General features: G+C 57.5%; 8 protein-coding genes, 3 tRNA genes and 3 rRNA genes. 2 read left to right on the top strand and 12 right to left on the bottom strand.

The genetic code is table 11. The annotated features are described in order from the left end of the window. Positions 1–80 precede the first annotated feature (80 nt). Positions 81–878: a uracil-DNA glycosylase gene (locus tag JOD50_RS06195; RefSeq protein ID WP_239541544.1), complete on the top strand. Its 798-nt coding sequence runs from the start codon at positions 81–83 to the stop codon at positions 876–878. A 30-nt stretch (positions 879–908) separates the two neighbouring features. Here the strand turns inward: JOD50_RS06195 and JOD50_RS06190 are convergent, their stop codons facing one another. The 7 genes from JOD50_RS06190 to JOD50_RS06160 form a co-directional block, all read right to left on the bottom strand. Beyond that, positions 909–2,951 (bottom strand): threonine/serine exporter family protein, encoded by a 2,043-nt coding sequence (locus JOD50_RS06190; RefSeq protein ID WP_204880824.1) that lies wholly within the window; start codon positions 2,949–2,951, stop codon positions 909–911. A gap of 698 nt (positions 2,952–3,649) precedes the next feature. After that, entirely contained in the window at positions 3,650–3,964 is a 315-nt protein-coding gene (locus JOD50_RS06185) for a hypothetical protein (protein ID WP_204880823.1), read from the bottom strand. A gap of 263 nt (positions 3,965–4,227) precedes the next feature. Then, positions 4,228–4,301 (bottom strand) — tRNA-Val (locus JOD50_RS06180). Positions 4,302–4,366: 65 nt separating this feature from the next. Then, a tRNA-Thr gene (locus JOD50_RS06175) sits at positions 4,367–4,440 on the bottom strand. A 129-nt stretch (positions 4,441–4,569) separates the two neighbouring features. After that, the gene (locus tag JOD50_RS06170; protein ID WP_204880822.1) at positions 4,570–5,484 is read right to left on the bottom strand and encodes a DsbA family protein; all 915 of its coding nucleotides are present in this window, start codon (positions 5,482–5,484) and stop codon (positions 4,570–4,572) included. A 123-nt stretch (positions 5,485–5,607) separates the two neighbouring features. After that, positions 5,608–7,296 (bottom strand): FAD-binding dehydrogenase, encoded by a 1,689-nt coding sequence (locus JOD50_RS06165; RefSeq protein WP_204880821.1) that lies wholly within the window; start codon positions 7,294–7,296, stop codon positions 5,608–5,610. A gap of 137 nt (positions 7,297–7,433) precedes the next feature. Next, positions 7,434–7,507 (bottom strand) — tRNA-Pro (locus JOD50_RS06160). 202 nt (positions 7,508–7,709) lie between these two features. On the opposite strand from JOD50_RS06160, the gene JOD50_RS06155 reads away from it, so the two are divergent. Beyond that, entirely contained in the window at positions 7,710–7,859 is a 150-nt protein-coding gene (locus JOD50_RS06155) for a hypothetical protein (RefSeq protein WP_204880820.1), read from the top strand. A gap of 366 nt (positions 7,860–8,225) precedes the next feature. On the opposite strand, the gene rrf is transcribed toward JOD50_RS06155, so the two are convergent. From rrf to cysS, 5 genes are all read right to left on the bottom strand, one after another. Then, positions 8,226–8,342: ribosomal RNA gene (gene rrf, locus JOD50_RS06150) — 5S ribosomal RNA — on the bottom strand. A gap of 165 nt (positions 8,343–8,507) precedes the next feature. Next, positions 8,508–11,616, bottom strand: a 23S ribosomal RNA gene (locus tag JOD50_RS06145). 444 nt (positions 11,617–12,060) lie between these two features. Continuing rightward, positions 12,061–13,591, bottom strand: a 16S ribosomal RNA gene (locus JOD50_RS06140). The 16S, 23S and 5S rRNA genes sit together here, the layout of an rRNA operon. 634 nt (positions 13,592–14,225) lie before the next feature. Then, positions 14,226–15,197, bottom strand: a complete 972-nt coding sequence (rlmB, locus tag JOD50_RS06135) for a 23S rRNA (guanosine(2251)-2'-O)-methyltransferase RlmB (RefSeq protein WP_204880819.1) — start codon at positions 15,195–15,197, stop codon at positions 14,226–14,228. Positions 15,198–15,259: 62 nt separating this feature from the next. Next, positions 15,260–16,714, bottom strand: coding sequence for a cysteine--tRNA ligase (cysS, locus tag JOD50_RS06130; protein ID WP_204880818.1), 1,455 nt, complete (start codon positions 16,712–16,714; stop codon positions 15,260–15,262). Between the last annotated feature and the right edge of the window lie 9 nt (positions 16,715–16,723).

Below are 16,723 nucleotides of genomic sequence, written 5' to 3'. Positions count from 1 at the left end.
GTGTTGCTTGGCGCTGATGCCTTGCGGCCCGGCGTTGTGCGTGTTTCATTCTAGCTGTCGAGCGTGTCAGCATGGGGTTTATGAGTTCTGTGCCTGATGACCGTTCTATGCCGGCTAGCGCGCCTCCGGCAGTGGTTGTCCCGACGAGCGCTGAGGTTTCCGCTGATCCTTCGGGCTGGTTTCCGCAGTGGCGTGAGCGGTGGATGGGTTGGGGCGTCGCCCCGGCGTGGTGCGATGTGTTGGCTGGCTTGGGTCCGCAGTTGGGCCGCGTGGGTGATGAGTTGGCGTCCCGCCTTGCCTCGGGTGAACGGATTCTGCCGGCTCCGCAGCATGTGTTCCGTGCGTTGTCTGTCCCTCCCGAGGATGTCCGGGTCCTGATTATCGGGCAGGACCCTTACCCTACTGAGGGGCATCCGATCGGGTTGGCTTTCGCATGCGATGCGTCGGTGCGTCCGTTGCCGCGTAGCTTGGTGAACATTTACCGTGAGCTTGCCGACGATGTGGGGCTCGCTCCCGCGGGGCACGGTGATCTTTCGCGGTGGTTGGCTCAGGGCGTGATGCTTTTGAACACGTCGCTCACGGTGGCCAGGGGTGAGGCGGGGTCTCATTCTCGTATTGGTTGGCATGAGATCACGGGAGCGGTGGTTGCGGAGCTGGGCCGGCGCGGGTCGGATGGGCAGGGTGGAGCCCCGGTTGCTGTTTTGTGGGGGCGGCATGCGCAGGGTTTCGCGCCGTTGCTTGAAAGGCATCCGGTGATTGAGAGCGCGCATCCGTCGCCGTTGTCGGCGCGCCGCGGTTTCTTTGGTTCGCGTCCGTTTTCTCGCGCGAATGAGGCGCTGGTTTCGATGGGGTATGACCCGATCGATTGGACTGTTTAGCTAGCGTTACCCCGTAGCTTGTTGCGCCATTTAGCGTCGGCGGGTGCGCTGTTTGTATGCGAGGTTGAGGCCTGCAGTGAATGGGCGTGCGAGCAGATCACCGAAGGCCGCGCCGACTGCGATCGCCATGATGATCGAGAACGAGACGACCATGCCCGCTATCGAGGTCGAGATACCTTCGGCTTGCTGAACCATCGCGTACATCGACCGGAAGATCGCAAGCCCGGGCAGCATGATGATGATCGATGGCACGATCAGGATCAGCGAAGGGATGTTGAGCCGTTGGGCGATGAGGCGTGCAAGCAGGCCCATGACTGCGGCGGCAACCGCTGGGGTTGCTCGCGGCCCAACGTTGAGGCTGTGAGCGAAGACCCAGTACGTCGAGTAGCCTGCGACGACCACGAGCGCGATCGGCAGCAAGTGCATCGGTGCAACCTGTTGGATGACCGCCCCGCTAAGGACTGCGAAGACTGCGAGGAGCGTAAGCACCCAGAACGGGAGGTCGTTAGCTGCTGGCGGACGGGCGAGGTCGATTTCGCTCAGGTTGAAGGATGCAGCGACGTAGGCGCCGGCCATGACGCCGGTGATAATGGCCGCGTAGATGATCAGTGCCGAGAAGAGCCTGGAGACCGCGGTGAGCGGGAACCCGTAGATCGCGTCTTGGACCGCGGAAACGAACCTGCCCGCGGGCAGGATCAGCATGAGCCCGCCGGCGACCACCATCTCCGGGTTTCTGATGATCTCGTAGTTGTAGAGAAGCAACGCAATGACTGTCGCGAGCAGTGTGCTTGATGCGACGTTGAAGAATTCCGGGACTCTCCACTTGATGTTGAGCCGTGTCACGGTGGAGATGAACGCTTGGGTGAAGAACACCGCAGTTGCCGCGCGCCATCCGCCGCCGATGAACACGACGAAGAGTGTTGCGAACGCGAGGCTTCCGATGAACGTGACGGTCGCGGAGTACGGATGCCGGTAGCGGCGGATCGCTCGCATGCGGGCTTGCGCGGCTTCGATTTCTATACGCCCTGCCGCGATGTCAGCGACAAGCTGGTGGAGTGCGGCAAGCGATTTGTAGTTATCGGAGAAGGACCGCACGACCCGCATCACGGAGACCGGCATGCCTTCTGGAGGGGTCCAGTTGAGGTGGATCGACTGGTTGGTGATGTCGACGTCGATGTGCCGCAGACCGGATGACGCGGTGACGGCGATGATCGCGGTCTCTACTTCTTGAGCGCCGGAGCCCCACCGCAACATGAGTTCAGCGATGTCGAGCGCGAACCGCATTGCGCGTCGTACATTCTCGGCTTCTTTTTCGGCCTCTGCTTGCGGGTCGGTACGGGCGGCGGCTTGTTCAAACGGCGAACCAATGAGCCTGTCGACGATGTTGAACGTGGTTGTCGCAGGCGCTTCCCCTTGGAACATGCCGCGAAGACCGCGCACGAGTGGGGCCGTCGTCGCACGCTGTTCTGTATCGCTTACCTTGGTTTTCTGTTTCCGGCCGCTGGCTTTCTCTGCGGCGGTCGTTTTCCCGCGACGGTGTGGTGACCGGACTCCGCGGGGGCCCTTCTTTTTGTGCGGTCGGCCGGCTTCTTGCGGCGCAATTTCGCCTATCGATACGATGCTCGCGGGCCGCTCACCGTCAGCGGCGTGGGCGGGGTCAGCTACGGGTGTCTGGTCTTGCGTGATTTGGACGGCTTCAAGCGAGCGAAGGATGGAACCTTGGCGTTGCGCAACTGTCCAGACGGAGGTCGCCGAGGTGTCGGCCCGATGTGACGGGTCGACTACTTCTACGCCGGCGACTTCTGCATCAGTCGACTCTGCATGAGCCGGTTCTGCATGCGTCGGGTTTGCATGTGTCGGGTTTGCACGCGATTCTTCGCGGAGAATCTCGTCGTTGTCGTTAGCGATGTCGCGTATCGATGGCGGAGGGACGGCAGGTAGCGGAATGTTGGGGTCGAATGTGGTCGGGTGAGGCACGTCCCGGTCGACGCCAGCTTGGTGGGGCTGGGTGTTGGGGAGATTCTTGTTCTTGCGGCGGAAGCGTGGCTGGCGTGAGTTCTGACGGTCGGTCATTCTGTTGTCGTCTCCCCTCGCCAAGTGGTTCGTCTAGTATTTCGCCTAATGATTTGCCCAGTGTTGCCGCTACTCAGAAACGTGCATGTGGCTTACTGCACATGGCTTGTGACGCATGTTTTCTGCACGTGAGACTTGCGCCTTATCCCACTTTAGGCCGTGCCACGGACGTGCGCATTTCGAAGGCGCAAAATTAAACGGAAAGCCCCGCGTTCACCCACGAACTCGGGGCTTGCGCGTGGATCCTACTGGAGTATCCACAGGGCCGCGTATTCTCAGGGACCTTCGGGCGACTTTCTTAGCTGTGGCAGTTTTGTGTGGCAGTTCGGATTCTTCCCCGACCGTCTGCGGCCCCTTGATCCCGCTGTGTATCTCCTTCGCGGGGCGAGCAGCTCCACGCCGCCTGTGTGAGCTCATCGGGGCGGGCAAACAGGCGGGGAGATTCGCAGTGCGAGCCGATTCCCAATAATCCGGTCTAGTTCCTCCTGGCTATTGATAGGAGTAAACCCCGCCGTATCGGTGGACTGTGATTCTTTGTTCTCTTGAACATTTTCGGACATGTGTGCCCTCCATTCATGCCGCAATCATGTGCGTGGATTAGCCCGCCGTTATACCCCCGGCGGTAGTACGGAAACCTGTTTTCGGGTATAAGAAAACCCACCCGAGCAAACCCGGGTAGGTTAGAAGGTTCGAAAAGATTAGGTAGCTGGTGTTACATACGGGCGCACTTTTTCAATAGCGCCCTGCAAGGTCTCATCCAGATAGTGACGCTGTGCGTCCTCCATTTGCCGAAACAAAGTCGGGTCCACTTTCGCGCCATAAGATTCAATAAGGTCAGCGGTTATCTCTAAAGCCAGCCAGGCCTCTCCTGCCTCGAGCGGTCCTTGAATGAAGTCTGAACAATCCTCAGGTAAACCAACAGATTGAACCAGCGCCTCAGCAAACACAGCGTGTAACTCAAACGTGCTGTATTCATAGTCCGCCTTATAGGGGCCGCCTCCGAACAATTTCATGCCTCCAAGAATCTACGCGTCACGTCCCGCGGTACTCTGCGATGCCTCTTGACACTTTCTTCTTCGTGGTCATCACGCCCCCCACTCCGTCCAGGTGTGGCAGTGTGTGGCAGTGTGTGGCAGTGTGTGGCAGTTTTCCTGTCACTTAGTGTCATCTTATGAGTATATGCCAGCGACGTGGAAACCCTGATTTTCCGCGTGATTACAAGGACGTGATTACAAGGAAAAGCCCCGAGTTCGTGAGTGAACTCGGGGCTTCAAAGTGGATCCTACTGGATTCGAACCAGCGACCTCTCGCGTGTGAAGCGAACGCTCTAACCAACTGAGCTAAGGATCCTAGGAATTATTTTGTTAGGGGAAATATTTCTTAGGGGAAATATTCCTTGACGGGATTCGTCCTCGAGCCCCCTGCCGGATTCGAACCGGCGACCTACTGTTTACAAGACAGTTGCTCTGGCCAGCTGAGCTAAGGAGGCGTACCGTGCCCGCACTGAGGCACGATAAACAATCTTACGACATTCGCTGGCCAAACACACACTCACCCGTAGCGTGTATGCGTTTGGCCAGCGAACCCCAGAAAACGTTACAAGGATGAAGCTTATGGACTACTTATCGTCCTTAGCGTTACTGCGCTTTGCGTCGCCGTCCTTACCTGCGGCATCGATCTTGCCCTGCAGCCAGCCGCCGAAATCTGGGTTCTTTTTGCCGTCCCAACGTTCGCCGTTGACGAATACGCTCGGGGTGCCGCTAACGCCATCTTCACGAGCCTGGCGGTCAGCGTGCGCAACCCATGGACGGAACGTTCCGTCGGTGACGCAGCTGTCGATGTTGCCGTCGACGCCGTGCTTCTTGGCAAGGTCAATCAGTTCCTGGTTCTTCTGCTCGCCCTGGGACATAGTGACCTCGAACAGTTCATTCAAGACTGCGCTGTAAGCTTCCGGCTTGGAGTCAGCGACGCATGCGAGCATGTTGATAGAACGGGACGAGTAGTTACTTGGTGAGCCACGGTCCAGGTACGGGACCATTCGTTGCTCGAGCGTGATTTTGCCTGCCTCGAGGTGCTGTTTCAACGTTGGGCCCCAGCCTTTTTCAAACTCGTAGCAGTGAGGGCATGCAGGGTCCGCGTAGACGATAACCTGAACAGGCGTCGCGTTCTTATCAACGCCGCTGATGTTGACCTTTTCAGATGGCAGAGGGTTGTCACCTTCTGGACGTTTGACCTTGCCGGTAAGGTTCGTAGCCTTTGCCTCTGTTGGGCCCGTGAAAAGCACGCCGCCAACTTCGTTACCGGTCTTCGGGTATGGACCTTCCGCGTACTGATCCTCGCCCTTGTTCTTGAGGCCGATGATGATCACCACGGCTACCGCAACAACGACCAGCACAATAGCGGCGATGATTGCCTTGATCAGGTTCGCGCGGCGGCGCTGAGCCTTCTGCGTTGCGATGCGCTGCTGCTCCGCGTGTTCGCGGGCTGCCTGCACACGGTCCTTATTCGAGGAGCGCGCTGGATTCTTTGCCATCCTCAGTAACGTCCTTATTGATTCGATCTGATGTGTCGCCTACTCGGCATTCAACCTCTGTAGTATACGTGGCTCACTTGGGCGAAACGGTGTACGTAACCTGAAAGTACCCCGCGGACTACTTCATCCGCGTAGCGTTTCAGTGAGCGAGCGGCCCGCTAGCAGCCCCGAGAACACAGCCCCTCCGAGGAATGTCCCCTCGAGCGCACGGTAGCCGTGCACGCCGCCGCCCCCGAAGCCAGCGGCCTCGCCCGCCGCCCAGAGGCCCGGAAGGGTGTCTCCATCAGCACCGATGACGCGGGAGGCGAGGTCAGTCTGCAGCCCGCCCAGAGACTTGCGGGTCAAGATGTTCAAACGCACAGCAACCAGCGGTCCTGCCGCTGGATCCAGGAGCTTGTGCGGCTTGGTTGTACGGATCATCCGGTCGCCGCGGAAAGCGCGTGAGTTGTGAATCCCTTGGATTTGCGCGTCTTTCGAGAACGGGTTGTCGATCTGCAGGTCGCGCGCCTCGATCTGCTCCCGAAGATGATCTACGTCGATGAGTTCTTCCCCCACGAGCTCGTTCATCTTCGGCACGAGCTGCTCGAGCGTCTCGGCCGTCAAGAAATCTTGTCCGCGGCGCTGGAAACGACGCACCGGACCATGGATGCCGGAAGACAAACGAGAAGCGATGACTCGGCTCACTTTGCCCGACGTGATGTCAGGGTTCTGCTCGGATCCGGACAGCGCGAATTCTTTCGCAAGGATCCGCTCGTTGACGATGAACCACGAATGGTCATAGTCCTTAATGTCCTCCGTGGTCCGAAGGTATTTGAGCGTCTCCAGCGTGTCATAGCCCGGAAGGTTCGGGTGCGGAAGGCGCCTTCCTCGCGCATCGAACCACATCGGCGTCGGGCCAGGAAGAATCCGAATCCCGTGATTCGGCCACACGGGGTCATAGTTGATGATCCCCTCCGTGTAGTGCCACATACGGTCCTTGTTGACCCATCGTGCGCCTGCGGCTTCCGCCGCGATCAGGCCCGAACCGTCGACGTATTCCGGGACCCCGCAGATCATGTTCTTCGGCGCAGTCCCGAGCCGTTCAGGCCAGTTCGCGCGTACCAGCTCGGCGTTGGCGCCGATACCGCCCGTCGCCATAACGACGGCCGGTGCCTTGAGCGTGAACGTTCCGGTGGCAACGCGGCTGGATGCGCGTCCGCGGTCGCGTGCCGAGCTCTCAAGTATGTCGCCTTCAACCCCGACGACGCGGCCACCTTCCGTCAACAGACCGGTGACGCGGTGGCGGAAGTTGAAGCGTAGCTTGCCGTCTTTCTCGGCTTGCAGCGCGAAGTTGATGAACGGCTTCACGATGCCAGTGCCGGTGCCCCATGGGACGTGGAAGCGTGGAACGGAATTGCCGTGGCCGTCCGCAACTGAGCCGCCGCGTTCCGCCCATCCGACGACCGGGGTGAACTTGATGCCATGTTCGGCCAGATATGAGGCCTTCTCCCCAGCCGCGAACTCAACGTATTCGTAGGCCCATCGGCGTGCCCACCTGTCTTGCCCTAGACCGCCTTCTTCATCGAAGCGGTCGAAGCCCGCCGTTCCAGTCCAGTCGGAGTGTGCAAGTTCCGCAGAGTCTCTAACGCCTAGTCGACGCTGTTGCGGGGTGTCGATGAGGAACATACCGCCGAAGGACCAGAACGCTTGTCCGCCCAGGTTCTGTCGGTTCTCTTGGTCAACGACGACAACAGACAGGCCGCCGCGAATAGCTTCCCTGGCGGCGACGAGTCCCGCTAAGCCAGCACCAACAACAATGACGTCTGCGTCCATGACAACAGCCCTCACACATGCACTCAAAAATATGAAAATGACTTGCGAGTAACAGTATCTAAGAAACAAGCGAGCGACTAGAGAACACGCTTAAATAGTTGTGGCCCGGAGAACACTCTCCGGGCCACAACTGCGCGTCGGGGTGACAGGATTTGAACCTGCGACTTCGTCGTCCCGAACGACGCGCGCTACCAAGCTGCGCCACACCCCGAAGACGAGACGTACACACCTTACAGCAGCTACGCCGACAGACATAATCAGGTGTCTTGCCGTCTCCCCATGAATGTCGAATAACCGTGGACTACATCGCGCCATATACTCGCTCCGACGCGCGTACCACTCAGCGGTGATTGGGCACGAAGGTCGATGCGAGTTGACTGAGCACCTAGTTGCGTAAATGTGAAGGTTGCTACGTGGCGGGGAAAGTTCTCGTTCTCGATGAGAAGGCTGAGCTCAAGCGGAGGCTCGCTTCCGTGGCTATGGCCCCACACTGCTGTGAGACCTTCTGCGTTCACCTCGAACAGACTGTTCTCATCCCATATCAGTTGAGCCTCGGGGTCTGAACTGAGACGGTGTTCGCGTGGCCACCAGAGGTCTGTATAGTCGAGCAGTCCTTCGCATGCACTGAGGATGTCGACGGGGAGGACAGCTTCCACTCGAACCTGCGTTCCCTGATTGTTATGGGTTGGAGGTACAGCCTCGTGTGCTGCGTGACTGAACCATGGCATGTCAGACATGACTTCAGTTTATAGAACAGAGCATGTAGCTGAGTAGAGCGCATTGGTTGCACTCGAGGCTAGCGCATAGCGGCGCAACCGACTTGTTGTTGTGTGTTGGTGGTTTAAACAGGTGTTGGTCCTGATGCTTCTACCGAACCCCTGTCTGGTGGGGTTGGGAGCTTCAGGACCAACATCCTCTTATATGGTTATGTTCGGCGGTGTCCTACTCTCCCACAACCTCCCGGTTGCAGTACCATCGGCGCTGTGGGGCTTAGCTTCCGGGTTCGGGATGGGACCGGGCGTTTCCCCCACGCTATAGCCGCCGTAACTTTCTCACCCCTGCCAGTGTTGCTGGTGGGGAAACCTGTGTGTTACGTGCACACGCGTGTGTGCTGTTGTATTGAATTATGTGTGTGTCACCCTAAGGGGTGGGTTTGTGGTGTGGTGACCGCTTAGTGGACGCGAACCCTCGTAAAGGATGTGTTGGTGTTGGTGTGTAAGTGATCGGCCTATTAGTACAGGTCAGCTGAACACGTCTATGGTCCGTGCGTACACTTCCTGCCTATCAACCCAGTGGTCTAGCTGGGGGCCTCTCCCAAACAAGTTTGGATGGAAATGTTATCTTGAAGCAGGCTTCCCGCTTAGATGCTTTCAGCGGTTATCCTTCCCGAACGTAGCTAATCAGCGGTGCACCTGGCGGTACAACTGACATACCAGAGGTTCGTCCGTCCCGGTCCTCTCGTACTAGGGACAGCCCTTCTCACATTTCCTACGCGCGCAGAGGATAGGGACCGAACTGTCTCACGACGTTCTAAACCCAGCTCGCGTGCCGCTTTAATGGGCGAACAGCCCAACCCTTGGGACCGACTCCAGCCCCAGGATGCGACGAGCCGACATCGAGGTGCCAAACCATGCCGTCGATATGGACTCTTGGGCAAGATCAGCCTGTTATCCCCGAGGTACCTTTTATCCGTTGAGCGACAGCGCTTCCACAAGCCACTGCCGGATCACTAGTCCCGACTTTCGTCCCTGCTCGACCTGTCAGTCTCGCAGTCAAGCTCCCTTGTGCACTTACACTCGACACCTGATTGCCAACCAGGCTGAGGGAACCTTTGGGCGCCTCCGTTACCATTTAGGAGGCAACCGCCCCAGTTAAACTACCCATCAGGCACTGTCCCTGACCCGGATCACGGGCCGAGGTTAGACATCCGATACGATCAGAGTGGTATTTCAACAATGACTCCACAACCACTGGCGTGGCTGCTTCACAGTCTCCCACCTATCCTACACAAACCGCACCGAACACCAATACCAAACTATAGTAAAGGTCACGGGGTCTTTCCGTCCTTCTGCGCGTAACGAGCATCTTTACTCGTACTGCAATTTCGCCGAGTTCATGGTTGAGACAGCAGGGAAGTCGTTGCTCCATTCGTGCAGGTCGGAACTTACCCGACAAGGAATTTCGCTACCTTAGGATGGTTATAGTTACCACCGCCGTTTACTGGGGCTTAAATTCTCCGCTTCGAACCACAAGGGTTCTAACAGGTCCTCTTAACCTTCCAGCACCGGGCAGGAGTCAGTCCGTATACATCGTCTTGCGACTTCGCACGGACCTATGTTTTTAGTAAACAGTCGCTTCCCTCTGGTCTCTGCGGCCCACACCCGCTCACCCCAGCACGTGGGGGTCACGGGGCAGGCCCCCCTTCTTCCGAAGTTACGGGGGCATTTTGCCGAGTTCCTTAACCATGATTCTCTCGTTCGCCTCGGTATTCTCTACCAGATCACCTGTGTCGGTTTCGGGTACGGGCAGCTAGAACCTCACGTCGATGTTTTTCTTGGCAGTACAGGATCACCGGATCACCCACCAATTTGTGGGCGCCCATCAAGTCTCAGCCTCAAGTGGTGTACGGATTTACCTATACACCGGCCTACACTCTTAGACCAGGTCGATTCCATTGCCTGGCCCGGCTACCTCTCTGCGTCACACCTGTTAACACGTTTACCTCCACAATTCGGGTCCCACGCCGCACACACCAGCCAGCTACTAAGTAGCCAGTCAAGCATGCTTGGGGTGGTTAGCATCATCGCTTCGATATGGGCGGTTCTTCGCCGGTACGGGAATATCAACCCGTTGTCCATCGACTACGCCTGTCGGCCTCGCCTTAGGTCCCGACTCACCCAGGGAAGAAAAACTTGACCCTGGAACCCTTGATCATTCGGCGGACGGGTTTCTCACCCGCCATTCGCTACTCATGCCTGCATTCTCACTCGAACACGCTCCACCTGATGGTTTCCACCCAGGCTTCACCACATGCCCGACGCTCCCCTACCCACCCCACAATATGTGGAGTGACACAGCTTCGGCGGTGTACTTGAGCCCCGCTACATTGTCGGCGCGGAATCACTTGACCAGTGAGCTATTACGCACTCTTTCAAGGGTGGCTGCTTCTAAGCCAACCTCCTGGTTGTCTCAGCAACTCCACATCCTTTCCCACTTAGCACACGCTTAGGGGCCTTAGCTGATGTTCTGGGCTGTTTCCCTCTCGACTCATGAAGCTTATCCCTCACAGTCTCACTGCTACGCTCTCACTTCACCGCATTCGGAGTTTGGTTGACGTCAGTAACCTTGTAGGGCCCATCAGCCATCCAGTAGCTCTACCACGGTAAAGAAACACGTAACGCTGCACCTAAATGCATTTCGGGGAGAACCAGCTATCACGGAGTTTGATTGGCCTTTCACCCCTACCCACAGCTCATCCCCCCAGTTTTCAACCTAGGTGGGTTCGGTCCTCCACGTGCTCTTACACACGCTTCAACCTGGCCATGGGTAGATCACCCCGCTTCGGGTCTAGACCGTGCCACTCAACGCCCTATTCAGACTCGCTTTCGCTACGACTACCCCACACGGGTTAACCTCGCGACACAGCACTAACTCGCAGGCTCATTCTTCAAAAGGCACGCCATCACCCGTATAAGGGCTTTGACGGTTTGTAAGCGCATGGTTTCAGGCACTATTTCACTCCCCTCCCGGGGTACTTTTCACCATTCCCTCACGGTACTGATCCGCTATCGGTCATCAGGTAGTATTCAGGCTTACCAGGTGGTCCTGGCAGATTCACACGAGATTCCACGAGCCCCGTGCTACTCGGGTCATACGATCTAGCGGCGGAACATCATACGACTACGGGACTCACACCCTCTACGGTGCAGCACTCACACTGCTTCGTCTCCACGCCCGCACCTCACCAGCCAGCCACGGCAGTAACTGGACACATACACCCACAACCCCTATACCGCAACCCCTGCCGGGTATCACACGATACAGGTTTAGCCCCATCCGCGTTCGCTCGCCACTACTAACGGAATCACTATTGTTTTCTCTTCCTGAGGGTACTGAGATGTTTCACTTCCCCTCGTTCCCTCCATAACACCTATATATTCAGTGTCAGGTCACACACCTCACAGCATGCGGGGTTCCCCCATTCGGACATCCTGGGATCACCGTCCGGTTATCAACTCCCCCAGGCTTATCGCAGATTCCCACGTCCTTCATCGGCTCCTGATGCCAAGGCATCCACCATACGCTCTCAACAACTTACACACACAAGTGCAAACCATTGATTCATGAGCAACAAAACACAACCCACACAACCAGAAACTGGCTATGTCGGGTTGAGAAAATCACATACATGAAAACAACACCCCACAAAAAAGAGGGGGCGTCATCCTCACAAGATGCTCGCGTCCACTATGCAGTAACCAAACAACAACCCCACACCCACCAACCACCGCTCCATACAGAACAGAAGAAGGATCAGGCAGGGGACAACCAGAGAAACAACCACACCACACACGTGGTGGCCTGTTGCTCCAGGACCCAACAATGCGCCAAGACCCACACACCATAAAGGAGTGTGTGGTTTCGTTGATATTCCACCCATGAGCATGGCACCTGTCAACACCCGTGACAGCAGCACCACATATCTCTGACACCACCAAACACACGCATAAATCCATGCGGGTTGTGGCGTTGAGTGCTCCTTAGAAAGGAGGTGATCCAGCCGCACCTTCCGGTACGGCTACCTTGTTACGACTTAGTCCCAATCGCCAGTCCCACCTTCGACGGCTCCCCCCACAAGGGTTAGGCCACCGGCTTCGGGTGTTACCAACTTTCGTGACTTGACGGGCGGTGTGTACAAGGCCCGGGAACGTATTCACCGCAGCGTTGCTGATCTGCGATTACTAGCGACTCCGACTTCATGGGGTCGAGTTGCAGACCCCAATCCGAACTGAGACCGGCTTTTTGGGATTAGCTCCACCTCACAGTATCGCAACCCATTGTACCGGCCATTGTAGCATGCGTGAAGCCCAAGACATAAGGGGCATGATGATTTGACGTCATCCCCACCTTCCTCCGAGTTGACCCCGGCAGTCTCCCATGAGTCCCCACCATAACGTGCTGGCAACATAGAACGAGGGTTGCGCTCGTTGCGGGACTTAACCCAACATCTCACGACACGAGCTGACGACAACCATGCACCACCTGTGAACCAGCCCCGAAAGGAAAACACATCTCTGCGCCGATCCGGTCCATGTCAAGCCTTGGTAAGGTTCTTCGCGTTGCATCGAATTAATCCGCATGCTCCGCCGCTTGTGCGGGCCCCCGTCAATTCCTTTGAGTTTTAGCCTTGCGGCCGTACTCCCCAGGCGGGGCACTTAATGCGTTAGCTACGGCGCGGAAAACGTGGAATGTCCCCCACACCTAGTGCCCAACGTTTACGGCATGGACTACCAGGGTATCTAATCCTGTTTGCTCCCCATGCTTTCGCTCCTCAGCGTCAGTAACAGCCCAGAGACCTGCCTTCGCCATCGGTGTTCCTCCTGATATCTGCGCATTCCACCGCTACACCAGGAATTCCAGTCTCCCCTACTGCACTCTAGCCTGCCCGTACCCACTGCACACCCGGAGTTAAGCCCCGGGCTTTCACAGCAGACGCGACAAACCGCCTACGAGCTCTTTACGCCCAATAATTCCGGATAACGCTCGCGCCCTACGTATTACCGCGGCTGCTGGCACGTAGTTAGCCGGCGCTTCTTCTGCAGGTACCGTCACCCAAAAAGGGCTGCTTCCCTACTGAAAGAGGTTTACAACCCGAAGGCCGTCATCCCTCACGCGGCGTCGCTGCATCAGGCTTGCGCCCATTGTGCAATATTCCCCACTGCTGCCTCCCGTAGGAGTCTGGGCCGTGTCTCAGTCCCAGTGTGGCCGGTCACCCTCTCAGGCCGGCTACCCGTCGTCGTCTTGGTAGGCCATTACCCCACCAACAAACTGATAGGCCGCGAGTCCATCCCCAACCGATAAATCTTTCCACCCCCCACCATGCGGCAGGAGGTCATATCCAGTATTAGACCCAGTTTCCCGGGCTTATCCCGAAGTCAAGGGCAGGTTACTCACGTGTTACTCACCCGTTCGCCACTCATCCACCCAGTGCAAGCACCAGGCTTCAGCGTTCGACTTGCATGTGTTAAGCACGCCGCCAGCGTTCATCCTGAGCCAGGATCAAACTCTCCGCAAAAAACAAAAAACGATGTTCACAAAGCGGACAACCACACCACAAAGAGCGGGAAAACGCCCCCACAGCATGGCCAACATCTAATCCAAGCAGAAACCCACACACCCCGACAGGGATCAAGGCATGCAGGCAACCACCAAACAAAAAATATTTGGTATCAACAAACAAACTTGGCACACTATTGAGTTCTCAAACAACAGACACCCAAGAATCCACGCCCCACAAACCCACACACAACATGCGAGAAAAGAAAAATAACCAGGACGCTTCACTCAAGAGCGGATACCCACACTACCACAAACTTTCCAAAAGAACAAAACCAGGTAAACACCCAGAAACTCAACCATGAAACCCTTAGGCCTCAACCAGGAAAGCAGCGATATGAGAGATATAAAACCCCGAAACCAAAACAGCAACAAACTAGTAGAGGCTTGAAGGGCTATTGTCCACCAGACACGCCGGCAACCGGCACTCCATCTCGGCGGGCAACAGGAAAACACTCTACACACACCCACACCAAAAAGCAAAACCGAGTGCTCCGCCAACTCAGCAGCGCGAAGAGTTCCGCCGAATCACAAGCAAAAACGCCCCTGGAACACGTCATGACAGACGTCCCCAGGGGCGTTAGAGCGAAAAATTAATTCTGTGACGCTCGTCGCTTATTCGCGATCTCGTACAGCGTGATCCCCGCAGCCATCGAGGCGTTCAGCGATTCCATCGATGCGCTGATAGGAATCGACACAATCTGATCGCACGTCTCGGAAACCAAGCGGGACAAGCCCTTGCCCTCGTTGCCAACAACAACAATCAACGGTTCCTTAGCTAGCTCCAGGTCAGGCAGAGACACATCGCCACCACCATCCAAGCCCAAAACATAGAAGCCATCCTGCTTGGCCTGACGCAAAACCTGGGTGAGGTTCGTTGCTCGAGCAACCGGCACGCGAGCCGCAGCCCCCGCCGAAGTCTTCCATGCAGTAGCCGTGACACCGACAGTGCGGCGCTCCGGAATCACGATAGCTCCAGCACCGAACGCCGATGCGGAACGGATGATCGCGCCCAAGTTGCGTGGATCGGTAATGCCATCCAAAGCAACAACCAAAGGAGCGCCGGCCGTACCGTTTCGGTAGTTCTCCATCGCATCAGCGAGGCTCGTTGCCGCATCCGGATACTCATATGGCGGGATCTGCATAGCAATGCCCTGGTGAACCGAACCATCCGTCAAACGATCCAGCTCAGGCTTCGTTGCCTCAAGAATAGGGATTCGACGCTGAGCCGCGAGCTTCAAGGCCTCCCGGACGCGGTCATCCACATCAATCTGGGTAGCGACATACAGAGCCTTCGCCGGGATATCAGCCTGCAATGCCTCCAACACCGCGTTGCGACCGTTCACATGCTCCTCAGAGAAACGGCGGCCACCGGTCTGCTGGCGACGGTTCCCCTGCTTATTCTGCGAACGCTCCCGCAAAAGCTTGGCACGATGCGCCTTGTGATAAACGCGATCCTCCGCTTTAGGAGTCGGACCGCGGCCTTCCAACGCACGTTTGTTCTTACCGCCACTGCCCTTAGAGGGCCCCTTACGGTTACGTGGTGCCTTACGTGGCGCCGACATATGCCCTCCTCAACGGACACAACCATTAACTACAACGCCCGGCAGCCGGGCTAACGACAAGTTTAGTTTCCCAAAAACCAGGATGCGCCATCTGCGCCATCCTTGACCGTGATGCCCACGGCCGCGAGTTCATCACGGATGCGGTCAGAAGTCTCGAAATCCTTAGCGGCGCGTGCAGCAGCACGCTCAGCCAAACGAGCCTCCACCAACTGGGTCAAAGCAACCGTTTCAGGCCCCTCACCCGAGCCACCAGACGACGCTGCATCATCAAGACCCAGCACCGCCTTCATCGCAGCCACCTGACGAGCGGCCTGCAACGCCACATCGGCATCCGCATCGCTTCCGGCAGCCAAGGCTGCGTTGCCGCGACGCACCGTCTCATGCAACACGGCAAGCGCCTGCGGAACATTCAAGTCGTCATCCATGGCCTGAGCGAAAGCCGGCGCAACCTCGCCACCTGCCAACGCGTCGGCACCGAACTTCTCAGCGGCGCGAGCAACAAAGCCCTTCACACGATCCAACGCGGCACCAGCCTCCGCCAAAGACGACGGCGAATAATCCAACTGCGAACGGTAATGAGCCTGCCCCAAGAAATACCGGACAACATCCGCCGGAGCCTGCTCCAACATCTCACGCGGAGATACCGTGTTGCCCACCGACTTCGACATCTTCTGGCCCTCAAACGTGACCATGCCGTTGTGCATCCAGAAACGAGCGAAACCATCGCCGGCAGCCTGCGACTGAGCCATCTCGTTCTCGTGGTGAGGGAAACGCAGATCCAAACCGCCGCCGTGGATATCGAAGGTCTCGCCCAGATACTTGCCCGCCATCGCCGAGCACTCGATGTGCCAGCCCGGACGGCCACGACCCCACGGCGAAACCCACGAGGCCGTCAACGGATCGCCATCCTTATGGCCCTTCCACACAGCGAAGTCACGCGGATCGCGCTTACCGCGAGGATCGGCGTCGCCGGCATCCTGCATGTCATCGACCGACTGATGCGTCAAACCACCGTAGGCAGGGTACGAACGGACATCGAAGTACACGTCGCCCGAACCGTCCTCAGCCGCATACGCGTGCCCCGCATCGATCAACCGCTGGATGAGCGCGAACATCTCAGTCATGTGGCCCGAAGCGCGCGGCTCATACGTCGGAGGCAAAACACCCAGCGTCGCATACGCCTCACGGAACGCGGCCTCAAAACGGTATGCCAACGCAAACCACTGTTCATCAGCCACATAATCCGGCCCCAACTGCTCCGGATCAGAGAACGACAGCGCCGACTTCTCCAAAATCTTGTCATCAATATCCGTGACGTTACGGACCATCGTGACGTTGAAACCGCGATACGTGAGCCAGCGGCGCAAAATGTCGAACGCAATAGCCGAACGCACATGCCCCACATGCGGCATACCCTGAACCGTCGCGCCACAGTAATACAGCCCCACGTGCCCCTCAGTTACAGGGACGAAATCGTGGACGGCACGGGTACGGGTGTCATAAAAACGCAAGCTCACGAGCTTAAC

The organism is Pseudoglutamicibacter cumminsii (assembly GCF_016907775.1).
Lineage (GTDB): Bacteria > Actinomycetota > Actinomycetes > Actinomycetales > Micrococcaceae > Pseudoglutamicibacter > Pseudoglutamicibacter cumminsii.
This window is presented reverse-complemented; position numbering and strand designations above follow the sequence as displayed.